We start from the raw sequence: 24709 nt of genomic DNA, 5'->3' as shown, positions 1-24709 counted from the left end.
GTTATAGGCATTAGTATTGGTATTACAGCTTTCAAAGATGAGTTGATTGATTTAGCAACTATCACCAATTCAGATGCCGAAAGACTCATAAAAAAAGGTTTCCCTTACTTAAAAAAAAAGCCCTAAACATTAATAAGGTCATAGCAAAACTATGACCTTTTCTTATGGAAAAAGAATTGATTAACGCATGGTTTGTAAATCAAAATTATCAAATAGGAGTAGAAATATATAAACGGTTTGGCTCTAATAATTTCTTGAAAATACTATTTGCCTCAGGTGAATCTACTTATAACTTAAACAGACTTAAACAGGAATTAAAGCAGCTTAAAAGCTCGTTTGAAGCTGCTCAAGAGTATGTTTTAGAAGAAAAACTTATAGGTAATTATAAGCAACTTAGTGAACATCCTACAAGAGATAAAGCACCTTCAGAGCTTGACAACGCACCAAATAAAATAAAAGCAGCTATTGAAAAGCGAAAGAATTTTTATGCAGAAGCAAGGGTATTAAAAAACGCTTTGGCAGATGAAGATAACCAAGATATAAGAGCAAAATCTTGCTTAAAAATTCTAATGCTCTTTAGGCAAATTAATGAGCTTTGGGAGCTTACAAATTACTTTGATCAATATCAAAAATTACCTCCAGCAATTGAAAGAATTGAGATTGGATTGGAAGATGAAAGTAGTGTAGTACTCAATGCTAAATGGATGAATCATTATAAGTATTTGAAAAAATTTATAGATGATTCTGGAAAGAAAGAAAAGCTTTTACAACGATATCAAGAAGCAAAACAAATTGAAAGGATACTTTTAGAGCGAGATGCTTATCAATATTCAAGACTTGTTATTCCAATACCAATATGAATAAAAAGACACCAAAGCCTATACTGATTACTCAAAAAGCTTCAGAGGAAGAACTATATAATGTACTATTAGATGAGGGTAGGACTTTTGTTTTTACCGATTCAGTCGAGCATGAATTTGAGCTAATAAATCAAGCCAAGGAATTCTTTAAGCAAACTAGTTCTTTGGCTAAAACAATTAATTTGTTAGTAGCAGAATGTAGATTAACACCTATCAACGCTCGAAAAATATTTGAAAAGATGGCTAACCTTTATTCAAATATTAATCGTGCTACATACAGAGAATTGCTAATTGATAAGCTGTTTGAGAATATAGAAGAGACTCGAACATTCGCAAAAAAAGAATTGAATCCCTCAGCAATGGCAAAATGTGACGATAATCTTGCCAATGCTATCAAAGAGTTTTTGGGTTCAAATGATGCTATTGATCAGGATAAATTACACCTACCTGATGTAATTACCTCATTTCGTCCTGAATGGTTTGAAGACATTCCTGCAATTGGTACAAAAGAATATCAAATAACTATTCAAAATTTTAAAATCAGGAAAGATAAAAAAGCTAAAATGGAGGCTCAAGACATAGATTATGAAGAAGTTAATTGATAAAGTAGGGAATACATTTACTGAAGTTCACAGAAACATTCCTCAGTTATTAATGTTTCTGATTGATGCTGCCATCATGGTGGCTTTATTTGCCAGGGGAACAGGAAAAACGCACGGAGTAACAGCCACTTGGATTTATCTAAGAGCCAAATTAATGCCACGCTCGCAAGGTTTTGTATTATCTCAGTCTTATGCTCACCTAATCGATACAATTATTCCGCAAATGCAGGCTGGTTGGTCAGAGCTTGGGCTTGAAGAGGATATTCATTATTGGATCAGAAAAACGCCACCTAAAGAACTTAAAATACCAAAGCCATATCTAACTGTTGATAAGCCAGAATATTTTATTTTTTGGATAAATGGCTCAGTAACAAAGCTTGTTTCATTGGATAGAAAAGCAATGGTTAATAGTAAATCGTTTGATTATGGGGCTATTTGTGAAGGGAGGAAACTTGATGGTAAAGAAATTCAAGATAGTGTAATGCCAACGCTCAGAGGTGGACGACATAACCTTTTGCCAGATGGCAGAAGGTTTGGTGATTTATACCAACACCATTCGCTACTTATCGAAACAGACTTACCACACGATGCCAAAGGTCGTTGGGTGCTAGATTATCAAAAGCAGGTTGATTATCAAACAATCAATGATATTATGAAGCTTCAACGTTTTAAGTATGATAATCAGATAGCTAAAGAGAAAGCAAAAACAAAGCGAGAAAAAGAAGAGTATGATAAACTTATCAGTGAAATAGACGCCAATATAGACGAAATGAGAAGGGATTTAGTATATGTTGGAAAGGCAAGCACACTTGATAATATTCATGCTCTTGGGATTAAAGCATTAAAGAATCTTCGTAGAAATTTAAGTCCACTTGATTGGGATATTTCTGTTTTAAATATTGAGTTAAAAGAGGTTATTAACTGCTTTTACCGCTCAATTGATAGAGATAAGCATGGTTATAGTAATGCTATCGACTATGATTATGTTGATACTTTATCTGGAAAAGTAAAACGAAACTGGCGATGGGATAAAGATTTAGATTATAACCAGCCATTAATTATTGCAATGGATTGTAATAATGCTCATAATTGCAAAGGTGTAATGCAGATACAAGGCAATGTTGCTAAGATTATTAATTACAAGTACCTACTCAGCGAAATTGGAAATACAACAACGCATCAAGACGTTGCTCAATACATTGCTACTTATTACAAAGGTTACCCAAAGAATGAGATTATCTTTGTTTACAACAACACCATGATAGCAGGAGAAAAGGCAGGATTGGCTTCTAAAGCATCTGAAGTTTACGATGTATTTAGAAAGAATGGATTTAGTGTTACTAAGGTATATCTTGGGCAAGCTATGGAGTATGAAGACTTAATATCATACTGGGATAAGTTTTGTAAAGGGGAATTGAAATTAAAGTTTAAGTTTAATAGCCTTAGCTGTGAATTGCTTTATGACTGTTGGAAGATTACAGGGACTAAGATTGTAGAGAATAAAACAGGCCGTAGGGTAAAGAAGGATAAATCTAGGGAACGAAATCCTAATATACCACCACAGGAATCCTCACACGGAACCGAAATGAGTGATCAACTTTTACACTATATTGTTGACTACTATGAACAAGGCAATAAAAAGAAAGGGTGGGGTGCTTTGGCAACAGGATAGTTTAAACATAAGTAGCTATAAAATATTCCTCAAAAGCTTGCTTGTAAGAGTAAGCCTTTTCTATTTACCCCTCATTTCCTTCTCATTGAGATACGTCCATTGCCATCCTCACACCCTCATGCCTGCTTTCGTGACCCCTGCCCCCCATACCCCCCCTAATCGTCACATTTCGGATTTTCGCCTTTGCGTTCGCCAAGTCAAATTAGGGCGTTTGACGTCATGAACCTTTTGTTTAATACGTTTTTACACCTCAAAAGTGATTTTAAGTGTTTGATTTATAGTGTTTTGAGTAAATATTTTTTATAAAATAGGTATTAAAGAACTGTTTTTAAGCTTTTTTTCTAAAAAAATGCTAGTAATTTGAAAATGGAGTACTTAAAAACAAAATACCCCAAACGAAACCGCTTGGGGTATTTAATTAAAAGTTCTACACCTATTATACAAATTTAATATTTTAAGAATATTAATTATCAAATGCAGTGGAAAAAAGATAGTTATTTTGAATAAAGGTATTGTAAAATCAAATATATTTGTACAATGATTAGGGAGTAGTTGTCGCTACTCCCTGATTTTAGCTCAAATATTTCATTTTTATGTACTCCATAAAAATTGGGCTACTTATTAAAATTACTAGGTATTTTAATAAAAATTTGCTGATTTGTATTAAAATTTTTGAAGATTTCTTCATGAATTTTAAAAATCTTTTTTTAGTCATATTATTGTTTTAAACACCTCGCTTACTACGCTCTTACCAGACGTAGAACATTATTAAGATGTTAAGGTGTAATTAGAATTTAGAGAAAAGTGGGTCGAAACACTTTCCTCAGTAAGTTTTAATTTTAATGGCCATTGGGAAACTTCCTGATGGCTTTTCTTTTTGCAAAGATATGTGTTATTTTTTGCACCGATTTTCAAATCAATTAAATGCCACTAATATAGCATTATGCATTTTCTATGTTTTATATTTCAATCATTATCACCTCCTTTCTATTATAAATATGTAAAATTTATTTTTTCACTATCGCTGTATTTGATGCTGTAAATTTACATAAATGAATTAGCACTACTCCCCAATTTTATAACAGAAATCAATTATTTCAGTAAAATAAAACTGTTGCTGTTTTATAGCTTTTTTCGCTTCTTTCTCTATCATATATATCAATAAACTGATAAATCGTACTTCCTGTGATTTATTTGGTGTGTTAGAACATTTCTCTTTCTTCTCTATCAGATTGTTGGTAGTTTTTAACTATTACATTTAAAGTTTCTTCCTCTATTCTTCTTAATATTCCTATTTCATCTTCTTCCTTTTATCCTTTTTATATTTTTTTTTTCGTTCAAAATTCGTTCATGGAAACTATTAAACTTTCAGATGTTCGACAATGTATTGATGCTATTGATCCTTATGGGTTTCCAATAGCATTTTCCATTGAGTTTTGGACTGCCAATGTCCAAAAAGGTACTGGTGGGGATTATATCATATTAAAGTATGCAGTCAAGAACTTCAATCTTGAAAAAGCAAAGAAGAATGGCAATAAATTTAAGATGAAAGCTAATACTCCAGTTTATCAGAAAAGTATGTCAAAACTACAAGAGCATCATGCTGATAATCAGACAACTATTATTGCACTCATGGCAAAGAATGAGTTGACGGGTAATTTAGAGCCTACTGGAGAGCGAAAAACTATTCATTATCGGTTGATTGAAAAATTCAATAATAAAAAAGTATTATGGTAATTAAAGGGAAAGGCATGGGTGTAATGGCATACGTGCCTGCTGTAGAAGCTATCGTATCTATCAAGCCATCAAGTATAAAATTAGAAGTACAGAAAACAGAATCTGTTGACAAAGAAAGTGCTAATAGTTCTGATGATGTAGCTTTATGGGGTGATAATAATACCTTTCCGAACGATTGGGAAGATGAAATTGAGAAAAATGATACGCTTAGAGATGCGATTGAAAAAGAGATTGATCGTATTTACGCAGGTGGAATCAAAATCGGTTTTGAGCAAAATGGCGTATGGGTAGATTATATTACTGAAGAAATTGAAGATTTCATGACGCACCCTCGCACACTTCATGCTTTTGAACAATTAATTACTGATTACGTTAAGCACCGTTTACCAGTACCAGAAATACTTTTAACAAATGATAGAAGTAAAGCTGTAATTGCTGCTTTGCCTGCTTGCCATTTCCGTTTTGCAAAGCAGGGTACTGATGGCTACATTCAGAAAGGATATTTTAACCGTAACTGGAAACTGGGTAGAAATTCAAAATCTGAAGATACTAATACGCTTTGGGTTTATGATCCAATTGTGGACGAATTAGAGTTGATTCGTTTAGAAAAGCCTACTAAATACATTTATAAAGTAGCAATCGCTACTCACCGAACATACTACCCTTTAGCTCCAGCTTATTCGGTAAAATCTTCTGGATGGCTAAATAATTCAAATAAAACTGCCTTATTCTATTCTTATTTACTTGATAACCAGATGTCTCCAAAATTTCATATTGAAGTTGATGAAGAATACTTGGCAGATAAGTACGGGGAACGTTGGGAAAAAGCAGATGCTGACGAAATTAATGAGATTTTCCTTGAAGAATTAAAGCACTTCAATGAAATGATGCATGGTGTAAAAAACACTGGCAATAATTTAATGACACTGAAACGAATTGATAAGATTCTCAACAAAGAGATATCTGCTTGGAATGTAAATACCATTAAAGGTAGTTTGTTTGAACAAGGATATCTATCGCTCGATGATAAAGCTACCTTGCATATACAGCGTGCAGTAGGTATTGATCCTACGCTCCAAGGTAGTAGCAACTCTGGCATGGGTGCGGGTTCTGGCTCTGATAAACGAGAAGCATTTAATATTAGAATGAGTACTGCTACTCGCCATGTAACTGCTATTTTATCAGCCTTCTATTTTGTGTTTAAGTATAATAATTGGCGTGGGCCAAATGGTGAGCGACTATTACTCAATATTATTACGCCTTATCTCCAGACGCTAAATCAAGTAACTGCAAGTCAACGAAATAATTCTTTACCCAATGCAACAAACAATAATTAATAGTGATGGCGACTTGAAAAAATTTATTGCCGTCAACCAGGGATTTACTTTTGCTAATATCAAAGATGATATTGATTCAGCATTCGCCAAATATGTGTTGCCATATATTAGCGAAAACCAGTATAGTACCAGTGTAGTATCTACTGAAGATAAGCATAAAGAATTGATGCGTATAGCAGGCAAAATTATGGCTAATATCGCTATGGCTAGCTATTTGCCGATTGCTAAAGTTCAGATTACAAACGGTGGTATTTCCTATACAGCCGAAAGAAACAAGCAAGCAACGGCTGAAGATAAAGAAGATTTACGCAAAACATTTATCAATAAAGGTTTTGATGGTATCGACGAAATGTTGCGATATCTTGAGCAAAACACTACCACCTTTACTCAATGGAAGGCTTCTTCAGCTTTTACTTTATTCAGCAGCTTACTCATCCGTACAGCAGATGAGTTTAAATTGATTGATGGTAAAAGAACTGTTTTTCTGAAGCTAATACCATACATTGAAGATGCAGAGATAGAAGTTATTGAAAGGATTTTGCCTACCACTCTAATCACAACACTAAAAACTGAAGTAGTAGCAGCTAAAAAATTAGAGTTACTAGTAAAATATGTTCGTCCTATTATTGGTAACAAAGCTTTATATAAAGCACTTTCAGCAATGGCTATCGTATTGAATGAAAATACAGTAAGTATTTTTGATAATTCTACCGCCAATCAATCCAAAGGTTTTAAAGAAGCTTCTCAAGAAAAGTTAGAAGCCTTTAAAGCTGATTTGGAGCGTACTGCCAGCAATAGGCTATTGTTGATGAATGAATTTATTAAGCTTAATGCCTCTGATTTAGGCATTACTTTAAGCACCGTTACGGCTGGAAAAAAGCCATTCAGAAATATTGAAGAAAATAAAACCAAGTTCTTCTGATGATACGAATCAAAATAAACGGTGAGTCAGTAGCTCCCATTCCAGAAAATTTTAATGAGTTTATACCTAAACAACTTTTTGATTACTTCACAATAATTCAAAGGGATATAGACAATTTGGCATCTAACTGGTTGAAGTATTTTTTGACTGATGAACAACTGCTGAAAGTATCATCTGGCAAATTGGCCGATACTGCTTTGGAGGTACAAAGAATCTTGTTGCTAACGGCTAAACCCCTTACACAAAATAAATTCGTAGAGATTCAACTTTCAAAAAAGCTGATTGGCGTAAAAGATTATTTGAGAGATATGAGTTTCGGGCGATTTGTGGAAGCTGACGAACAATTTTGGATATACATCAAAACCAAAAACGTTAGGCATCTACATAAAATGATTGCCATTTTGTACTTATACTCATCAGAACGAGACTACAACAATATTACAGTATTAGAAAGAGCCGAATTAATTGCTAGTGAAATGAGCTTAGAACACCAAGCTATCATTTTTGAGTTTTACAGTGGTTGTCGTGATTTCCTTTCCAAACGTTTTGATTTAGTTTTCCCAAAAGCTTCAGATAATTCTACTAAAGGTGAATTAACCTTAAAATCTATCAAGAAAATGAAAGAAGCCTTCAACACAGTAATGATAGACTTTGCCAAAACACCCGACCGTAAGCCAGATATTTATAATACTAACCTTTATACAGTGCTGGAATTTGTTCAGCGAAATATCCAGAAGAATATTGAACTTAAAGAGCTTTATGCTCAGAAAAAATAGCTATGGCATACATTAAGCAATATGAGGATTATTTTAGAGTAATCGCTACTTCGTATAAACCCATCGGACATACCGAAGAACAGAGCCGTTTTGAAACGATGTCTCAAGATGCGATTATCTCAGGAGCAAGGGGTAGTCTAAACCTAAATGAGTATTGTTTGCTACTACTCAAATTTGAGCCAAAGCTTATTAAGAACAGTACACGCCAGTATCGAATGGAATTTACAGCAGCGTTTGAAGTAGTGAAAGATGTGGCAAGGAATGATTTGGATAAAACCGCTATCCAGGACGAAGCTTTACAAATGTGTGAGGAAATCGTGGCTCATATCCAGAACAGTAATTTTGAGCGAAACTTTAGCCTAGGCGAGCTTCAAGACGATAGCATTGATTTCTATGAAATTGAACAAGTTTTTGATTCCTGTGTGGGTTATGGCTGTGAGTTTAAGTATTTTGTTAACTATAATAGGGCTTTAAAAATTAAAGCTGAAAATTGGAATTGATATGAAAACTCAAATTTTATATATTTGTTATAAATATAAAATTTGAGAATTTATGACTTTTATAGCAAGTGTAATAGCCCGTGACGGAATAGCAATTATTGCAGATTCATTAGTGACTATATCAAGCCACGTGATTGATATTGAAGATTTCTATAACTTAATAAATAGTAAAAATCCACCTGATGGAGAGAATGTAACATTGGGGGTCGAAGAACTTCAAGGACTCTTTCATAATAAAAGTTCACATACTAAAGATTATGAAGAGAAGTTGTTTAAATATGATGAGTTTATAGCAATTACTACTGCTGGGAATGCTTATATAAATAATCTAAGTATACGAGAAATTGTAGATAAAAAAATAAAAGAGAATGATCAAAATCTCGACTATAAATTCCTCAATATAAAACAAAAAATTCAAGACTTTTGTGAGTTTGTAATAATAGAAATCAAAGCACATTTAGAGGTTTATCCTAGAATTGGTTCTACAGTATTTATTTTTAGTTATTTTGATCACAATACAAACCAATCAGAAGTTTACAAAATAGAGACAGTAGAATGTTCAAATGAGGATATTGTAGATGGTTTTGAATTTATAAAGATACCTGAAAATCCTGAAGGCTTTAAGGTTGTTTGTGTAGGACAAAATAGAATTAGTCAAAATATCCTTTATGGAAGTTTAGACAATATGTTTGCAATAATGGGCTTAACTATTAGTAAAATTAAAGAAGATTTTAATCTAACAGATGAACAGATAAATGAAGATTACATTAAAGATTTAGCAGATGAATGTTTTAAGCTAATTGATGATGATGTTAAGATTAATAAGCTACCTGAGTTTAGTTTACAGCAAGCAGTAGATTTAGCATGTTTGTTTATGAAAGTAGAGATAGATTTTCAAAAGTATACTAAAGCTATACCTACTGTTGGTGGAGTGATTAAGATAGCAACTATTAGTAAAGATGGATTTAGATATGTTAGCGGTAATAAAATAATTAAGCCTAGCTTTTCGTAATATATTTATAAATAAACATTACATATATTGATTATATGTAATATCGTTATAAATATATTTATATATTTGTGTACTGTTAAATAACCAACATAGGTTGAACCCAATTAACCGCCAAGCCAATGAAAGCACAACATAGTATAAAACCTCGTTTAAATAATGATACGGTGGCATCTCGACTGATTGAGAAGGTAAGATCTGATTTAGATTTGAAACAACAAAGAGAAACAAGAACAGAAGTTGTTTTAAGAAATTTATTACAGACAGGATTAAAAGGTAGAAAATTAGAATTAAATAATAACAATCAGAAATAGCTAACGGAGTTCAGTTATCACTTCTGTTTAAAAACAAAAAGCCACCGTTATCGGAGGCTTTTTGTTTTTAAATTAATATAAAGTATTTAACTATCATTTACATATAAAAAATGCCTAAAATGGAAGAAATTATAGAGTTCAGCACTGCGATAATACCCTTATTAGAAAAGATTAAATTAAGGAGTCACATTACTTATCGTTTTCAAACCGATGTAATTTATGAACATCAAATTACTATGATACCTCATCCTGTAACATTTGTAGTTGATTTTCCTAATATAGAAGTGTTAACAGAAACAATGATACAGGCTGGAACTACACTTTTTAAAATTAATAAAGATGTAATTGAAGGAGGAATTAAATCAAGATTAGAATTTAGTACAACTGAAGGGGAAGAACATAAAGTAAAGTTTAATGATGCTGAAGTAGAAACGAATGAGCTCCCCTCAGATTTTGTTAAAAAAATTATTATTCAGAGTTTTAGTTACTAAACAGATTCTACAGCCTGAAGGATAATACTAAAGTATTAATTACTATTTAAAGCTCTGCTATGTGGAGCTTTTTTTTTGTAAACTATATCCTAACTTCTAATCAAAAGTATAAATAATTTAGACTGTCTATTTGGTCAGCTTTTCTTTATTTACTAACTTTCTTTATAAGAATAAATAATTCCTGTAAATATGTAAATGCCTTATTATCAGAGATAGAATCTAATTACTAAAACCTATGTTATAAATAAAACAACTTAAATTATCTTAAACACATGGCAGAGAATCAACCCTATACAGACCAAGAAATTATAGATGGATTGAAAAACTTCGATTCAAAAGTAATTCAACATATTTATTTGCTATTTATTGAAGTATCTAAAAGATACTTTAAGGATAAAATAAATTCCTTTTTTGATGAAAAGGAATTTGAAGAATTGATTATGAATACCTTATTAGAATTTCTTGAAAACCCACAACTTTCATCTTTTTCAAGAGGTGAAAAAATTAATGATAAGAATGATGTTATTTATAATTTGCTAAATAGACTTAATACTAAACTTCATCATAGAGAAAGGGGCGAAATTTTTGAAAAAATATATTTAATTCAACAAAAACTTAAAAACTTTCAAATAGAAAAAGATACTCTAATAGAAGAAGATATTCCAACAGAAGAAGAATTATATCGCTCTGCAGAAGATTACTCTGTAGAACAACTAGCTTCGTTAATAAATAGCCTCTCTGAACGACAAAGATATCTTCTCAGTGAAATGATTGAAGGTAAAAAATTTTCTGAAATAGCAGCTGAAATGAATATGTCTGTAGACGCAGTAAAAATGCAAACACGTAGAGCAACTTTAAAGTTAAAGCAAATATTCGAATCTTTGCATAAAGATAAATCTAAGAAAGGGTTTATAAATGAGTAAATTAAAAGAATTATTAGAGGATTCATTAACCAATCGCTCTTCGATTAACAAGGAAGAGGTAGACTCATTAATTTTACAAGCAGAGGGTTTTCTTGCTAATACACCAATCCAAGATGATCAAAAGAAGTTACTTGCTGAATTAAAAATGGAATTGCATTCGCGTGCAAATGAATATATTGAAGAAGAAGTAAAAAAATATCGTAAAAGCTTATATAAAATTGCAAAGGAGATTGCACAAATAGAATCAGAAACTGACATTATTACTAAAGCTCATGCCTCGAAAGCAAGGGAATTAATTTGGAGAAAAAAAACTAAACTTGAATTTTCAGATGGACTCTTAAGCGTTGGAGGTCTTTTTCTGGGTGCAGGCCTGCCTCATATACTTGACTTACAACAAAAAGTGCCACCCCCTGAAGCAAATGCCATATTAATAATGTTAAGTATAATTGGTGCATTGGCACTTGGAATGGGTACAGTCTTTAAAGCAAAAGCGTAATCATTGATTTTGCTATTCTTAAAATATCTTCAGCCTAAAGGTTTATTCCTTTAGGCTTTTTTCGTCCTTTTTCTCCATTCTCTTTCCCTACATCTTCGTAGTATGAACAACTACGAAGAAATAGAAGCCTACCTAAAAGAGTGGGCTACCAGAACTGAAAAAATAGTAGGTGCTGGTCTGGAAAAAGCCAAAGTTATTATTTCAGACACTTCACAAAAAAACATTGTAATAGATGTGATTAAGGGTTCGCTTAACACTATTGGTATTACTATTTCTACCAGAGACGCCCTTCGTTTTGTCGATATGGGTGCGGGGTCTGGTTGGCAAAAAGGCAGGAAAATTACCCAAAGAGAATATCGCAGAAAGCTAACTGATGCAAAGCCTCGTGTAAAAAAACCAATATTTAATCGCCCAATATTTCGCCAAATAGCCCGTCTGGATAGTGTGGTGGTGGCATCAATCACTAATAGAATTTTAGAAGAACTAACCAATATCAGCGATGAGCAAAAATAAGGTTCAAATAGAAATTGATGTAGATACGCTACAAGCCGTACGCCAAATCTCGAAAGTGCAACACCAATTGGCTGAAGCCGTTGGGGAAGCCTCTAACCTAAAAAAAGAAGCGCAAAAAGCTACAAAGGAATTAAACAAGCTCACAGAGGCAGGGCTTGCAAAAGATGACCCCAAAGTAATAGAAGCTCGTGAAAAAGTAGAAGAAATGCGTAGTGCATACAATGAGGCACGTGATGCAGTAAAAAAATATAATGTTACGATAGAAGAACACGTAAAAAAAATAGGACTTGCAGGGCTATCAAACAAAGAACTAAATAATTACCTACGTCAACAAAATAGCCTTTATAATAATGCCAAACGTGGTTCAGACGAATATACATCTGCACTAGAAAAACTAGGAAAAGCTGAAGCAGAATTAGCGCAAAGGCGTCAGGACAAAAAAAATGCAGTATTAGCTTTAAGTGAAGTTGAAGCTCCTAGCGGATTTAACTTAGAGAACGTAGCTGAAGGAGCAGCAATGGCAGCGGGCTTTGCAGTAGTAACATCAGCTTCTGAATTACTATCATCAGCGATAAGTAAAGTATCCGAAAAAATCGTCGAAGTAATTGCTAAATCAGATAAAATCTCTGATATAAAGAATGCTATCAAAAGCACAACCATTGAAGCTGAAAAACTCAATAGTCAAATAACACAATTAGATACCAGACTTGACCAAAATACTCGTAGGGAAATCTTAATAGAAGCAGGTAAGCTAGATGTACCTACTAATGAACTAATTGCCTATACTCAGGCAATGGCTGAGGCTACTATCACAATGCAGGAGGATTTTCCACAAGGTGCTGGTATGATGACTCAGCAGTTTACCAAAATAAAGTCATTGTTTAAGGATACTCGTGACCTTGACTATCCAAGTTCAATTCGTAAAATTGGCTCTGCCTTAAAAGGTTTAGCAGACCAAGGTACAGCAACTGCAAACTGGCAGTCAGAATTCCTTCTTAGGCTTGGTGCTTTAGACGAAAAAGTTCGTCCAACTATTACGGAATTGATGGGGCTTGGAGCAGCCTTGGAAGAATCTGGCCTTACTGATGAGATAGCAGCTTCAGGCGTGCAATCGGTATTGGGTACTGCCTACAAAAACACCGAACTTTTTGCTAAGTTCTTTGGACAATCGAAGAAAGATTTTGAAGCATTTATCAACCTAAATCCCAATCAATTTCTGTTTGATTTTGCTGAAAAATTAAAGCCTTTAACAGCTTCACAAGAAATGCAGACCTTGAAAAATCTCAAGATTGAATCTCAGGAAGCTAGTAAAGTTTTGGGAGTATTAGCAAACAAAACAGATATTGTTGCTGACAAACAAGCACAAGCAAATCAATACTTTCTAGCAGGTACACGACTAACAGAACTCTATAACGAAAAGAATGATAACCTTGCAGGTAAAGTAGAACGTGCTTGGAATAAAATTGGGGCTGTTTTTTTAAACTCTAAGCTTTCTACATTTATAGGTGGTTTAATTAACACGTTGGCCGATGGTACACTACAGTTTTTAGATACCTCTACTAAATTAGATAAACTAAAACAGTCTTTTCAAAGTCAACAACAAGCAGTTACAAGTCTTGAAAAAGGTGTAACTCCATTATTGGATAAGTATGATAAGTTAAATATTAATGCAGCTTCAGCTACCAAAAATCAGGGCGAAATACAAAAAATCATTTCTAGTTTATCAACAATTCTTCCAGCCTCAACTATTCAATGGGATAAATACGGTAAAGCAATAGGAATTAGTACTGATAAAGCTCGTGACTTCATTAAGGTACAACAGGCGATGTTGAAGGCTCAAAATGCCAGTCTTATAAATGAACTCAATAACAAATTGAAATCTGATGAAGACAACCTTGCAAGGCTACAACGCTTAAATAAAGGAGAATGGACGAAATCTAAGGGTGGGATTGAATGGTTCAGACAAACAAATGTAACCTTTGGTGATGCTTTTGGTGAAAAAGCTGGAGCAAAAGGTTTTGGCTTCGAAACTAAATCTTTAATCAATCTAACACAATGGAAAACCCTTCAGGATGAGATTTCAAATACTAAAAAGTTGGTAGATGAAACGACGTTAGCTATTAAAGGACTATCTGGAGAAGTTGAAATACCACAACCTACTAAACCTGAAACGGCTACAGGTACAGAAACGTTTGGCGGTAATGATGATGCTATTAAAAAAGCACAGCACCAAGCCGACCAACGAAAAATTAATCATCAGAAACTTTTGGATGATTTGAATCAGATGGAAGTAAAAGCCATTGCCGATGATTATGAAAGAAAAGTAGCATCTCTTAGTGTAGAATTTAATATTGAAGATAATAAACAAAAAGAGTTAGTTAAAAAGAAAGAATTAAATCAGAAAGACTATGAGAATTGGTATAAAAGAGCATATCAAGGAATGCTTGATGAAGTAAAAAGAGAGGAAGTAGAAAGTAATAAAAAGATTGCAGAAGACCTCAAAGAAAAAAATACTAAAGCACTTCTTCGCAGATTAGAATTACACAAAGATGAATTACAGGCTGAATTAGAAGAAGCAAAATCTTCTGAAGATTTAAAAGCTATTTATACGGCTGAGCTAAATCTTAGTGTAGCAGAAGAAGAAATTGAACTTGCCAAAGCTACAGCTGAAGAAAAAGCACAAATAGAGAAAAACTTTGCCAAAGTACGTAAAGCTATTCACGATAAATTCACGAAAGACCGTGAAACTAAAGATCAAAAGGAGAGAGCCAACGAGTACGATAATAAAATGAGCTTAATAAAGGCTGAAGAGGAAGCCCGAAAAAAGTTATTTGATAAAATCGCTCAATGGCAACAGTCAATCAATCAAGTAGTTTCTGCTTTTTTTGATTTTCAGTCACAGGGCTATCAGAACCAACAAACCCGAGAAGATAATCTTTATAATAAAAAGCTCCAAAATCTTGAGTCTCAAAAAACTAAAGGAATTATCTCTGAAGGGGAATATAATAAAAAGAAAACTGCTTTTGAAAAAGAACACGATGCCAAGAGCCGTACCATTAAACAGAAAGCAGCTGAAGCTGATAAAGTGGCTAGGATTTCTCAGGCAGTAATGACAACCGCACAGGCGGTAATTAATGCATTCGCAGTAGGTAAAGACCCTTTTTCAATTGCAACGTTAGCAGCAACAGCAGGTATCGTAGGAGCTTTGCAAGTAGCCAAAATTGCAGGCACTGAAATTCCACAATATTTTGATGGAGGCTGGACACACCAAAGCTCCAACAAAGGTGTAGATGGGAAAGGTGGACGTGTATCAATTACCCATCCAAACGAATTTTATGTCAATGCACGTGGTACTTCAGCTCCAGCCTTTGCAGCGGTTTTGCCGATTCTGGAAAGCCTAAATGCAGGCAATTCTATCAGTACACAAACAGTAGTCAATAATAGTAATGTATCTAGTACTAGCCAAGCTAATCAAGATAATAGTGCTTTGGTACAAACCCTTGGTAAAATGGTTGAGGTAACTAGTAAGCTTAGTGATAAGTTGGATAATCTTGAGGCTAAGATGGTATGGGATTACTCAACCCATAAAGACTATAACCGTTCTAAAAATAATTACGATAAATCTAATCAAGAATCATATTTACAATGATAGCATCACAGAAATATACACAAAACAGCATCCTGATGGCTGGGAATCCGATTGATATAGATTTTTCAGGTATTAGTCTTACAGAAAGGTTATTGATTACCGTAAAGGATGGGCCAACGGATATTCATAACCAACCGATGATAGCAGATTATAACGGTACTAACTATCAATGCACTGCCAATCGCCCAATATTGGATTATCTTGCTCCGATACCTTTTCCAGACTTTACTCAAAGGGGTTTTGTGGATGTTCCTGAGTTTTCAAAAGCTTTTGATATTGTATATCAAACCAAAACAGATAATACATTCCATGTTATTCAAAGTATGCGAGTAGCCAGGGCGAAAGTAAAGAAAACAGTTTTTGATATTACTAATCAGGAATTCCTTTCTCGTGCTATTGACTGGCATACTCTAAAACCCTTGATGAATCCAGTATATCCCTTGGACAACCTTTTGCATTTTCTCTGTAATCTCAATCCTGTGCCAGCTTCTATCACGGCCAAGGTAAAGATATATCATAGTGCTACTCAAGTAAAGGTTTTTGATTATGCCAGTATAGCACCTACTGAAAATACCTTATATTCTTTAGATATCTCTTTGTCAGAGATATCCAAGGTTTCGGGCATTGAAGCAAATAAAATAAGTTGCTTCGAAATTTTCTTAAAAGATGAAGCCAACGTAAGGCTTACACAAACCAAAGCTTTTTATCCACGTTCAGTTTTACCACCTTCTTTCAGGTGTATCTGGTATCTATCCACTTTGGGCGTTTGGGAAAATCATGTTTTTGCTGGACAACGAACACAAGCCCGTGAAATTGATGCCTTCAGAGATGAATACAATTTTCAACAAACAGAATTTTACACACATTCATTTCAGAAATTCACCCTGAATTCTGGTATACTTTTCCCTGATTATCAAGCTTATTTAGAGTATCAGTTAACACATTCAGAAAAAATCATGATGCTTGAGCCTGATGGAAGCTACCAGCAAATTGTAAAACTTAGCAAGTCTATCAATACCTATGACAGCCTAGAAGTGGATGAATGTTTAACCTTTGAATTTAGATATATCAATACCGAAATATGATAGTATCCATCCTTATTGATGATTTGGTGATAAATATTCCCATGGATCAAATCACTACGATTCAAAACCAAGAATCGTTCCTCTATCGCCAGAGTCGTGGCGAACGCTCTTTCCCATATCGTTTACCTTGGACGCCAGAACTTAGAAAAGTATTTGGTTATCCTGAAACAGTAGCCTTTCAGAAGCTTGATTCTTATAAGACCCAAGCAGTATTAAAGTGTGATGGATATTTGCTTACAGAAGGATTATTGGTAGTAACAGACGCCACTGAAAAATATTGTCAGATAGAATTTAGGATTCCACCAGGCAATATTCCTTCAGCTATTTGGAATAAGAAATTACGGGAATGTGATTGGGGAAATGAGACCGTCCCTAACAGTAGCTTAACGACAATTGAGCTATCAGAACACTATAAAAAGTTTGATGGCAATACCGCCATTCACCATACTACTACCGCTGGTGGGATTGACTACACTCAGCGAACTTTTAGACTACATCTTTGGTATAATCCCAATGGAACTTTAGGGTCAGTTTGTAAGGTGGATATCAAAGGCACACCCGTAAATTTAGGCGGTGGAAATTCAAGAATTGATTTTGAGGTAAGTGATATTTTAGCAGCACTTAGTTTGTTGAATAATGCCATTACTGCCAGACAAACCGATGATGGTTTTCCACCCATTAATGTTACCTACGCTGATGGCGTTCTGGTATATTATAATGAAACAATTGATAACAATTACTCCCTAAAAATCAACATTACTGATTTTTATAACATCACGTTAGATTTCACTAGTCATTCATATCAATCCGTCGGCAATTATTATAATACTTATGCTTATGGCGATATTTCAAACAGAAAGCTTGCTTTGCCACAAATGTATAATGCCGATTTTTATGCTGATGGTGGAGATACTTATATTAATAAGCGAACATCATCTGGAGGAATTGAATTAAATACAGAAGATAATCCCGTGGGTAATGTATTAATGCCTTGTTTGACCTTGCATTTTATCCTGGAGAAAATAATGGCAGAAATTGGCTATACCCTAACGGGCGATTTGGCGGATGATATTTTCTTAAAAAAGGCAGTGGTAGTAACAAATGTTGCCGTAGGGCGATCAGTATTAGGTACAGACTATTTCGATGTATTCGCCACAAGCTTTGGCTATGCCAGTTTAGCTCCTGATTTTAGCATTAAGGAGTTTGTAGATTATCTATTTGATCAGCTTGGAATCGTACCTGAATATGATACTACCAGAAAACTATTGCATACTACTTATGTAGACGCCGTCATTACGAATAGTAATAATATCACTCAGTTAACTAAAACCAAGCAAGACCGCAAAGTACGCCTAACAGAAGCAAAGCCAATAAGGGTAAAATGGAATGATGTGGACGATAGCCTACCACAATACCAGGCGTATCCAGTAGCAGAAATTGCAGATGCAGAATCCATTGACTTGCATTTTCCACCAGTACGGTTTGCAGATGGCTATTATCTAACAGACGAAGCAGGCGTTACCACGATTAAAAATCAAAGTACTAATAAACCTCTGTGCAGGCTCTGTTTTGTAGATGATGCTGGCAATGTTAGGAATAATTATGGTAGTTGGAATATTTCACTCTTTGGTACAGATAATTTATACGATAAAGTTTTTGCTCCACAGATAGAATACCTAAGTTCAGCAGAATATGAATACCAAACTTATCTTACACTATCGGCCCTGCTTAGTATTTCTTCAAACAGTAAGCTAAATATTGAAGGCGTGAACTGTTTCAGGAAAGAACTCATCTACAAAGTTCGCCCAAATTCTAATTTAGTTGAAGCTACTTTTACAGTAGTAGTAGCCTAAACATTATCCTTTTTATAACTCATTTTAGCAGTAATCTTTGGTGTATAATGAAAGATTATTATGCTAAAAGAACAAGATTATCAAAATGCTTCAATCCTTTTAGGCTGTTCAATAGCAGCTATCAAAGCCGTTACCGAAGTGGAAGCTCAGGGAGAAGGGTTTTTGAAAAGTGGTAAACTAAAAATCCTATTTGAAGGGCATAAATTTTTCAAATATGTCCCTAATCCTTCGGAAGTAGCCAAACAAGAACCTACAATTTGTTACCAAAAGTATTCTAATCAGCATTACTTAGGGGGCGAAAGTGAATACAAACGATTCAACAAAGCATTTGAAATTAATGCACGTGCTGCCATGCTCAGTACATCTTGGGGAATGTTTCAGGTAATGGGATTTAATTTCCAAGACGCTGGCTACACTAGCGTAGATGAAATGATTGATGATTTCAAAAAAGGAGAAGATAGACAACTACTAGCCTTCTGTAGGTTTCTGAAAAAGGTTGAGTTAGACAAATGCCTTCAGGGAGATAATCCAGACTTTGAGGCTTTTGCAAAAGGCTATAATGGTGAATTATATAAGATTAATAAATATCATATCAAACTTCCAAAAGCATACCAAAAATACTTATGAAAATTCTAATCATCCTTTTTATGCTTTTGGTATTGATGGGCTGTTCGAGTAACAGACAACTATTAACCGAAATAAGAGATAGGGTAGGGAAGCTACCAACACAAGAGCAATTATTTGCTTTTCAGAAAACATTTAGTGCTTTGGATAGCACCATCCGTTCAACCCAAATAAATGTATTACAGTATGAAATCAATAAGACAAATAGCATATACGATACTTTGCGTACTGATGATGCTATCCTTAAACGGACAAACGAAGTCCTCAACAGGCTACGTAAATCTACCGATAGAAAGCCTTAAAATTCTAACCCAAGCGGCTGACGTTGGCGAACAAATGGCAAGCCAGAATGTACAGTTAAAAGCTAATATTGCGGTAAAAGATGAGCTTATTTTAAAACAACAGTCAATCATTAAGCAAAATATAGAACAAATTAGTAGCATGAAAAAGACTTTGATTTATGTTTCTATTGCGAGTTTTATATTAGCTATTGGACTAATTTATCAATCCAGGAAACAAAAAACCTAACCACATTTTACAATCTTCTCATGAAACAATTATTGAATTTCTGTGACACATTCACAAACAAGATTTCTATTTTAATTACGATGCAACTTGCATTGGTAATAGAGCTAATTAAAAGTATTGCTAATACGTATTTATGGTCTGATTGGCAATATATTGGCTTTGTATGTACGATTATCGTTGTCGATACCATAACGGGGGTAATGGCTTCTAAATTTGGTAGGAAAGAAAACTTCTCAAGTAAAAAGTTAGAGGGTTTCTTTATAAAAATTATTCTTTATGTATGTTACCTTATCTCTGTCCATGTAGCACTACACTTTACCATAGAAGGCGAAAAGTCTTTATTGTTTGATTATTTTAAAACTATCTTCTATATAATGCCTATTATCAGAGAAATAAGGTCGATTATAGAAAACTTTGAAGCCCTAGGGTTTACTATTTTCCCTGCCTGGATAAAAGATAAAATACAGGATTTGACGGAGAAAAAACCTAACCCATAAAAATAGCCTGGCAATTTATTGTCAGGCTATTTTTATGAATTAGGTTGCCCTAAGCAACTTTTTTAAAATTTTCATCATCGAAAAATGTATCCAAAAGTTTGATTTGATTACGCTTATGTTCTTCAGTGACGTGAACGTAAATCATCGTCGTTTCTATTTTAGTATGTCCCATCAATTCTTTTAATACTTCCAATTTGCCTCCTTTTTCTAAGAATTGAGTTGCAAAGCTATGTCTGGCGACATGAGTAGTAATATTTTTATGAATTCCGCATATAATTGCAATCTCTTTTAATATCTCGTTAGATTTTTGATTTGAATAAACAGTAAACAAATTTCCCTTTTTTGTTTCTATCAGATATAGGGCATTTGAACAAAGCGGTACTATTACTATTTTCTGAAGTTCCCTGGTTTTATATGGCTCAAAAACCATGTCATTGTTCTTTTTTATTTGTTTCCAAGTTATTCTTTCTAAATCGGAATGCCTTAGACCTGTAAAACAGGCAAATAGAAAATGTCGGAGAACAATACGGTGAGATTCATTAATCGTATCAGCGTGAAAATATTGCCATAATGCTAATATTTCATGTTTGTCGAGAAAAGTAATCGAGCCTTTAGTTGTAGCTATTTTTATATTTTCGAATGGGTCTTCAAATAATATACCATCAGCTTTTGCTGTCTTCAGATAGAATTTAAAATCAGTCAAGAATTTGGCTATTGTATTTATTTTATATTTAGTGCCTTTGTTCGTTTTCTGTTTTTTTACAAATAGTTTAAACTCTTCGACAGTTTTATTATTTAAATCTTTAAAAGGTAATTGCTCTTTAAATTTTAGAAGCATATTCAAAGAACTATTTACATTTTTATAGGTCTGCTTTGATATAAGTTCATTCTTAAGCTTTTCATCAATTTTAGTTTTCCAATACACCAAAAAGTCTTGTCTAGACTTTGTATTTAATATCTCTTCTTTAAAAACCTCTTTCGTGATTTGTTTGCCCGACAGTCTGTAAAATTTAAAAATTTCATTGATGTCAGCTCTAACTGTTTCAATGATCATCAAATAATCATGAAAATCCTTATCGTTTTTATGTCGTGGAAGTATTGTGTCTTTCTCTGAATCAAAAAAAGCCACTGGCCAACGCAAATTTATCTTTACGGGCACTTTTTCGGAATCTATTATGACTTGAAAATAAAGGGATGAATATCCATCCTTACTAATTTTTTGTTTGTTGTAAACCAATTTAACAGAGAATGATGCCATAGGAATGATGTTGAAAAAGGTTGAAATTGGTTACTCATAACAGTCCTTAACGCGCGCAAACTCCTTAGGTTGAAATAGGTTGAAACCGAAAAACCCCTTTCAGAGCTATCTGAAAGGGGTTTTAACAGTTTACGTACCCAGAGCCGGAGTCGAACCGGCATGCCAATGAAGACACAGGTGTTTGAGACCAGCGCGTCTACCAATTCCGCCATCTGGGCATTTGATTTCTCAAACTTGATGCAAAGATAAGTGATACTTTTTTACTACACAACCTTAACATTTAATTAATCTAAAACTTTTTTGTAAGTGTTCTTGTAAGTTTCTGATTACTAGCTTGATTATTGAATGAATAAATTTGAAAAAAAATTATTCATATCTCAATGATTCTATCGGATCAAGCTTTGAGGCCTTATAAGCTGGGTAAATTCCAGAAAATAATCCTACTACTACACAAACTCCAATCCCGATTGACATCCATAGCCAAGGAATGATAAAGCTTGAAGTTCCACCCATCAATAATTGAGCAAATACGTTACCAATGATAATGGCTAAGAAAATACCGCCCAGACCTCCTAAAATACAAATTACAATGGCTTCAATCAGGAATTGTAAACGAATTAGATAGGGGGTAGCTCCTAATGATTTTCGAATACCTATTTCTTGTGTCCGTTCAGTGACCGAAACTAACATAATATTCATTAAAGCAATGGCAGCACCTAATAAGGTAATAAAACCTACGCCAAAGCCTGCTATTCTAAGAATACCTGTAATACTTTCAGACTGCTTAGCCAAAGAATCCGAACGTTCTATTGAAAATGAATCTGGTTGACCGATTTGATCCTGTCTGATGACCCTCATGACCCCTCTAGCTTCTTCTATTACGTTGTCAATATCTGTAATGTTAGGTACAGATGTAACAATATCATAAGTAAGTGTTTTGCCCTGAGCCATCTTTCTTCCAGTTTCCAAAGGCATAAAGATTACTCTGTCATCACCACCGCCCATCAAACTGCCTTTTTTCTCTAATAAGCCTATTACTTTAAATTTTTGTCCAAGAATATTGATTTCTTTATCAAGAGGGTTAATGTTTTTTCCAAAAAGTTGATCTACAATGTCGACCCCAATAATACAAACATTGACAGCATACTGTAAATCATTGGCTGAGAATGTTCTGCCTTTCAAAATTTTATAGCCTTTTATGTCCATAAAATTATCGTCAGTACCCATTATCCTTGAATTGGGATTGGTTTTTTTCGATTCATATTTTACTTCTACCGAAAAACTAACATTAATTTTTAGACCAATAATGGCTGAATGACCAAATTTTTCTTTGTATAATTTTGCTTCACGATAATCAATTTGGGGATAATTTTTTTCTTTTTCGCCATCTTTTCTGATTTTGAAAATATCTCTGTTTCTAAGGTCGAAGGCATTAGCACCCAAGCCTGCAAAACTGTTATTTACAGAACTTTGAATACCATCAATTACGGTAAGGCTACCAACCAAGGCAGTCACACCAATGGCAATGATTAGGGCTGTGAGGGTGGTTCTAAGCATATTTGCCCTGATAGAGCGTAAGCCCTCACGAATATTTTCTAATAAATTCATAGTTGTGGATATTGAAATGGATTCGATTTGAAACCAACATAAATTATGACGAATATATGTTTAATCCTAATCAGCATTGTGATTAGCACTAATAATATACTAAATTCGTTTATCGTTTATGAATAACAAATTTAGTTCAGAGAACTTAAATAACTTCACCAATGAAAAGGCTATTATTTCCGTTTATCATATTCTTGACCTTTACAAGCCGTTTATGGGCTTCTCAGATCTTGATTCCGATGGATGACACTCAAAAAAATCATTTAAAATCTTACGGAATTGCCTATTGGATTCTCAAAACGCATGATACAGAAGTAGAGTGGCTTTTGAACTATAGAGGAGGGGCTTTTATGTTTCCACAAGCCCAGCAATTCGAGAATGAGTTGATTATTCGAGGGGTAAGTTACGAAGTGATTTCGGAAGGACAGGCTTCACAAATTAGGGCAGAAGTAACTAGTCCTGATGTAAATATGGATGTTGTGAAATTGCAAAAACCACCCAGAGTGGCTGTATATTCCCCTAAAACAGCCCAACCTTGGGATGATGCTGTTACTTTGGCCATGACTTACGCCGAAATACCTTATGATTTGATTTTTGATGATGAAGTAATGAATGGGAAGTTACCTGAATACGATTGGCTACACTTGCATCACGAAGATTTTACAGGACAAATGGGTAAATTTTTGAACCAAAGCGGTCAGCCGTGGTATCAGGCACAATTGAGGGAAGATAAAAAGAATGCTCAAAAATTTGGTTTTGATAAAGTGTCGCAATTGAAACTAGGCGTAGCCAAAAAGATTCAAGAATTTGTGGCAGGCGGAGGATATATGTTTGCTATGTGTACAGCTACAGATACGTATGATATTGCATTGGCGGCCGAAGGAATTGATATTGTAGATGCGTTTTATGATGGTGATGGTTATGATAAAAATGCGAATGGAAAGCTTGACTTTGCGAAAACGTTTGCTTTTCAGAACTTTAATTTAATTTTTCTGCCACAGGTAATAGAATTTTCAAATATTGAAGCCTATTCAAATGAATCGAGACCAGTAGGAGAGGAGAATGATTTTTTCAACCTTTTCCAGTTTTCTGCTAAATGGGACCCTATTCCAACAATGTTGACACAAAATCATGAAACAACGATTCATGGTTTCATGGGGCAGACTACTTCTTATAAAAAAGAATTGATAAAACCTGAAGTAGTAGTATTAGGCGAGAATCGTTCTTTGAATGAAGCTAGGTATATTCACGGTACTTTTCTGAAAGGCTTCTGGACGTTTTATGGCGGACACGACCCTGAGGATTATAGACACTACGTTAATGAAGAACCAACCGATTTGAACTTACATCCCAATTCACCGGGCTATCGATTAATTCTCAATAATGTACTTTTCCCTGCTGCTAAGAAGAAAAAGCAAAAGACTTAATCGGCATAAAATATTGTCTGTCTTGTCC

General features: G+C 34.1%; 24 protein-coding genes and 1 tRNA gene. 22 read left to right on the top strand and 3 right to left on the bottom strand.

Annotated elements, in window-relative coordinates:
• Positions 1 to 164: 164 nt before the first annotated feature.
• From AC07N0_RS19320 to AC07N0_RS19220, 21 genes are all read left to right on the top strand, one after another.
• Complete coding sequence (locus AC07N0_RS19320; RefSeq protein WP_494590572.1) at positions 165 to 860, top strand: hypothetical protein; 696 nt, start codon at positions 165 to 167, stop codon at positions 858 to 860.
• Positions 857 to 1462 carry a hypothetical protein gene (locus AC07N0_RS19315; RefSeq protein WP_494590571.1) on the top strand — a complete coding sequence of 202 codons (606 nt, stop codon included), beginning with the start codon at positions 857 to 859 and terminating at the stop codon, positions 1460 to 1462. The genes AC07N0_RS19320 and AC07N0_RS19315 overlap by 4 nt, the downstream gene beginning before the upstream one ends.
• Positions 1446 to 3134, top strand: a complete 1689-nt coding sequence (locus tag AC07N0_RS19310) for a hypothetical protein (protein WP_494590570.1) — start codon at positions 1446 to 1448, stop codon at positions 3132 to 3134. The genes AC07N0_RS19315 and AC07N0_RS19310 overlap by 17 nt, the downstream gene beginning before the upstream one ends.
• A 1350-nt stretch (positions 3135 to 4484) precedes the next feature.
• Positions 4485 to 4871: a hypothetical protein gene (locus tag AC07N0_RS19305; protein WP_494590569.1), complete on the top strand. Its 387-nt coding sequence runs from the start codon at positions 4485 to 4487 to the stop codon at positions 4869 to 4871.
• Positions 4865 to 6208: a hypothetical protein gene (locus tag AC07N0_RS19300; protein WP_494590568.1), complete on the top strand. Its 1344-nt coding sequence runs from the start codon at positions 4865 to 4867 to the stop codon at positions 6206 to 6208. Before AC07N0_RS19305 ends, AC07N0_RS19300 begins: the two co-directional genes overlap by 7 nt.
• Positions 6189 to 7130 (top strand): DUF6712 family protein, encoded by a 942-nt coding sequence (locus AC07N0_RS19295; protein WP_494590567.1) that lies wholly within the window; start codon positions 6189 to 6191, stop codon positions 7128 to 7130. The genes AC07N0_RS19300 and AC07N0_RS19295 overlap by 20 nt, the downstream gene beginning before the upstream one ends.
• The gene (locus AC07N0_RS19290) at positions 7130 to 7906 is read left to right on the top strand and encodes a hypothetical protein (protein ID WP_494590566.1); all 777 of its coding nucleotides are present in this window, start codon (positions 7130 to 7132) and stop codon (positions 7904 to 7906) included. The genes AC07N0_RS19295 and AC07N0_RS19290 overlap by 1 nt, the downstream gene beginning before the upstream one ends.
• 2 nt (positions 7907 to 7908) lie before the next feature.
• The gene (locus AC07N0_RS19285; protein WP_494590565.1) at positions 7909 to 8406 is read left to right on the top strand and encodes a hypothetical protein; all 498 of its coding nucleotides are present in this window, start codon (positions 7909 to 7911) and stop codon (positions 8404 to 8406) included.
• A gap of 52 nt (positions 8407 to 8458) precedes the next feature.
• The gene (locus tag AC07N0_RS19280) at positions 8459 to 9418 is read left to right on the top strand and encodes a hypothetical protein (protein WP_494590564.1); all 960 of its coding nucleotides are present in this window, start codon (positions 8459 to 8461) and stop codon (positions 9416 to 9418) included.
• A 119-nt stretch (positions 9419 to 9537) separates the two neighbouring features.
• Positions 9538 to 9729 (top strand): hypothetical protein, encoded by a 192-nt coding sequence (locus AC07N0_RS19275; RefSeq protein ID WP_494590563.1) that lies wholly within the window; start codon positions 9538 to 9540, stop codon positions 9727 to 9729.
• Positions 9730 to 9848: 119 nt separating this feature from the next.
• Complete coding sequence (locus tag AC07N0_RS19270) at positions 9849 to 10220, top strand: hypothetical protein (protein WP_494590562.1); 372 nt, start codon at positions 9849 to 9851, stop codon at positions 10218 to 10220.
• A gap of 272 nt (positions 10221 to 10492) precedes the next feature.
• On the top strand, positions 10493 to 11143 hold the full coding sequence (locus AC07N0_RS19265; protein WP_494590561.1) for an RNA polymerase sigma factor: 651 nt from the start codon (positions 10493 to 10495) through the stop codon (positions 11141 to 11143).
• Positions 11136 to 11639 (top strand): hypothetical protein, encoded by a 504-nt coding sequence (locus tag AC07N0_RS19260; protein ID WP_494590560.1) that lies wholly within the window; start codon positions 11136 to 11138, stop codon positions 11637 to 11639. The genes AC07N0_RS19265 and AC07N0_RS19260 overlap by 8 nt, the downstream gene beginning before the upstream one ends.
• Positions 11640 to 11741: 102 nt before the next feature.
• Positions 11742 to 12152, top strand: coding sequence for a hypothetical protein (locus AC07N0_RS19255; RefSeq protein ID WP_494590559.1), 411 nt, complete (start codon positions 11742 to 11744; stop codon positions 12150 to 12152).
• Positions 12139 to 15801 carry a phage tail tape measure protein gene (locus AC07N0_RS19250; RefSeq protein ID WP_494590558.1) on the top strand — a complete coding sequence of 1221 codons (3663 nt, stop codon included), beginning with the start codon at positions 12139 to 12141 and terminating at the stop codon, positions 15799 to 15801. Before AC07N0_RS19255 ends, AC07N0_RS19250 begins: the two co-directional genes overlap by 14 nt.
• On the top strand, positions 15798 to 16886 hold the full coding sequence (locus AC07N0_RS19245) for a hypothetical protein (protein ID WP_494590557.1): 1089 nt from the start codon (positions 15798 to 15800) through the stop codon (positions 16884 to 16886). The genes AC07N0_RS19250 and AC07N0_RS19245 overlap by 4 nt, the downstream gene beginning before the upstream one ends.
• On the top strand, positions 16883 to 18739 hold the full coding sequence (locus AC07N0_RS19240; protein ID WP_494590555.1) for a hypothetical protein: 1857 nt from the start codon (positions 16883 to 16885) through the stop codon (positions 18737 to 18739). The genes AC07N0_RS19245 and AC07N0_RS19240 overlap by 4 nt, the downstream gene beginning before the upstream one ends.
• Before the next feature lie 60 nt (positions 18740 to 18799).
• A complete protein-coding gene (locus tag AC07N0_RS19235) occupies positions 18800 to 19366 on the top strand; it encodes an N-acetylmuramidase family protein (protein WP_494590553.1) in 567 nt (188 codons plus the stop codon).
• Positions 19363 to 19665: a hypothetical protein gene (locus tag AC07N0_RS19230; RefSeq protein WP_494590552.1), complete on the top strand. Its 303-nt coding sequence runs from the start codon at positions 19363 to 19365 to the stop codon at positions 19663 to 19665. Before AC07N0_RS19235 ends, AC07N0_RS19230 begins: the two co-directional genes overlap by 4 nt.
• Before the next feature lie 34 nt (positions 19666 to 19699).
• Positions 19700 to 19891: a hypothetical protein gene (locus tag AC07N0_RS19225; RefSeq protein ID WP_494590551.1), complete on the top strand. Its 192-nt coding sequence runs from the start codon at positions 19700 to 19702 to the stop codon at positions 19889 to 19891.
• Positions 19892 to 19911: 20 nt separating this feature from the next.
• Entirely contained in the window at positions 19912 to 20388 is a 477-nt protein-coding gene (locus AC07N0_RS19220; RefSeq protein ID WP_494590550.1) for a phage holin family protein, read from the top strand.
• A 49-nt stretch (positions 20389 to 20437) separates the two neighbouring features.
• On the opposite strand, the gene AC07N0_RS19215 is transcribed toward AC07N0_RS19220, so the two are convergent.
• The 3 genes from AC07N0_RS19215 to AC07N0_RS19205 all read right to left on the bottom strand — a co-directional run bounded on the left by AC07N0_RS19215 (position 20438) and on the right by AC07N0_RS19205 (position 23254).
• Positions 20438 to 21646, bottom strand: coding sequence for a site-specific integrase (locus tag AC07N0_RS19215; protein WP_494590549.1), 1209 nt, complete (start codon positions 21644 to 21646; stop codon positions 20438 to 20440).
• A 134-nt stretch (positions 21647 to 21780) separates the two neighbouring features.
• Positions 21781 to 21864 (bottom strand) — tRNA-Leu (locus AC07N0_RS19210).
• 148 nt (positions 21865 to 22012) lie between these two features.
• A complete protein-coding gene (locus tag AC07N0_RS19205; protein WP_492799143.1) occupies positions 22013 to 23254 on the bottom strand; it encodes an ABC transporter permease in 1242 nt (413 codons plus the stop codon).
• Positions 23255 to 23415: 161 nt separating this feature from the next.
• On the opposite strand from AC07N0_RS19205, the gene AC07N0_RS19200 reads away from it, so the two are divergent.
• Positions 23416 to 24681 carry an asparagine synthetase B gene (locus AC07N0_RS19200; RefSeq protein WP_494590548.1) on the top strand — a complete coding sequence of 422 codons (1266 nt, stop codon included), beginning with the start codon at positions 23416 to 23418 and terminating at the stop codon, positions 24679 to 24681.
• Positions 24682 to 24709 lie beyond the last annotated feature (28 nt).

It is taken from the genome of Arcicella sp. GW821-FHT09D11 (assembly GCF_059416265.1).
This window is presented reverse-complemented; position numbering and strand designations above follow the sequence as displayed.

What these genes read in the sequence shown, in the direction of transcription:
- AC07N0_RS19285 (WP_494590565.1), top strand. Translation starts at nt 7,909, where the DNA reads ATGGCATACATTAAGCAATATGAGGATTATTTTAGAGTAATCGCTACT.
- AC07N0_RS19270 (WP_494590562.1), top strand. Translation starts at nt 9,849, where the DNA reads ATGGAAGAAATTATAGAGTTCAGCACTGCGATAATACCCTTATTAGAA.
- AC07N0_RS19310 (WP_494590570.1), top strand. Translation starts at nt 1,446, where the DNA reads ATGAAGAAGTTAATTGATAAAGTAGGGAATACATTTACTGAAGTTCAC.
- AC07N0_RS19200 (WP_494590548.1), top strand. Translation starts at nt 23,416, where the DNA reads ATGAAAAGGCTATTATTTCCGTTTATCATATTCTTGACCTTTACAAGC.
- AC07N0_RS19265 (WP_494590561.1), top strand. Translation starts at nt 10,493, where the DNA reads ATGGCAGAGAATCAACCCTATACAGACCAAGAAATTATAGATGGATTG.
- AC07N0_RS19295 (WP_494590567.1), top strand. Translation starts at nt 6,189, where the DNA reads ATGCAACAAACAATAATTAATAGTGATGGCGACTTGAAAAAATTTATT.
- AC07N0_RS19220 (WP_494590550.1), top strand. Translation starts at nt 19,912, where the DNA reads ATGAAACAATTATTGAATTTCTGTGACACATTCACAAACAAGATTTCT.
- AC07N0_RS19275 (WP_494590563.1), top strand. Translation starts at nt 9,538, where the DNA reads ATGAAAGCACAACATAGTATAAAACCTCGTTTAAATAATGATACGGTG.
- AC07N0_RS19260 (WP_494590560.1), top strand. Translation starts at nt 11,136, where the DNA reads ATGAGTAAATTAAAAGAATTATTAGAGGATTCATTAACCAATCGCTCT.
- AC07N0_RS19205 (WP_492799143.1), bottom strand. Translation starts at nt 23,254, where the DNA reads ATGAATTTATTAGAAAATATTCGTGAGGGCTTACGCTCTATCAGGGCA.
- AC07N0_RS19290 (WP_494590566.1), top strand. Translation starts at nt 7,130, where the DNA reads ATGATACGAATCAAAATAAACGGTGAGTCAGTAGCTCCCATTCCAGAA.
- AC07N0_RS19235 (WP_494590553.1), top strand. Translation starts at nt 18,800, where the DNA reads ATGCTAAAAGAACAAGATTATCAAAATGCTTCAATCCTTTTAGGCTGT.
- AC07N0_RS19240 (WP_494590555.1), top strand. Translation starts at nt 16,883, where the DNA reads ATGATAGTATCCATCCTTATTGATGATTTGGTGATAAATATTCCCATG.
- AC07N0_RS19320 (WP_494590572.1), top strand. Translation starts at nt 165, where the DNA reads ATGGAAAAAGAATTGATTAACGCATGGTTTGTAAATCAAAATTATCAA.
- AC07N0_RS19250 (WP_494590558.1), top strand. Translation starts at nt 12,139, where the DNA reads ATGAGCAAAAATAAGGTTCAAATAGAAATTGATGTAGATACGCTACAA.
- AC07N0_RS19305 (WP_494590569.1), top strand. Translation starts at nt 4,485, where the DNA reads ATGGAAACTATTAAACTTTCAGATGTTCGACAATGTATTGATGCTATT.
- AC07N0_RS19225 (WP_494590551.1), top strand. Translation starts at nt 19,700, where the DNA reads ATGGCAAGCCAGAATGTACAGTTAAAAGCTAATATTGCGGTAAAAGAT.
- AC07N0_RS19215 (WP_494590549.1), bottom strand. Translation starts at nt 21,646, where the DNA reads ATGGCATCATTCTCTGTTAAATTGGTTTACAACAAACAAAAAATTAGT.
- AC07N0_RS19230 (WP_494590552.1), top strand. Translation starts at nt 19,363, where the DNA reads ATGAAAATTCTAATCATCCTTTTTATGCTTTTGGTATTGATGGGCTGT.
- AC07N0_RS19255 (WP_494590559.1), top strand. Translation starts at nt 11,742, where the DNA reads ATGAACAACTACGAAGAAATAGAAGCCTACCTAAAAGAGTGGGCTACC.
- AC07N0_RS19300 (WP_494590568.1), top strand. Translation starts at nt 4,865, where the DNA reads ATGGTAATTAAAGGGAAAGGCATGGGTGTAATGGCATACGTGCCTGCT.
- AC07N0_RS19280 (WP_494590564.1), top strand. Translation starts at nt 8,459, where the DNA reads ATGACTTTTATAGCAAGTGTAATAGCCCGTGACGGAATAGCAATTATT.
- AC07N0_RS19315 (WP_494590571.1), top strand. Translation starts at nt 857, where the DNA reads ATGAATAAAAAGACACCAAAGCCTATACTGATTACTCAAAAAGCTTCA.
- AC07N0_RS19245 (WP_494590557.1), top strand. Translation starts at nt 15,798, where the DNA reads ATGATAGCATCACAGAAATATACACAAAACAGCATCCTGATGGCTGGG.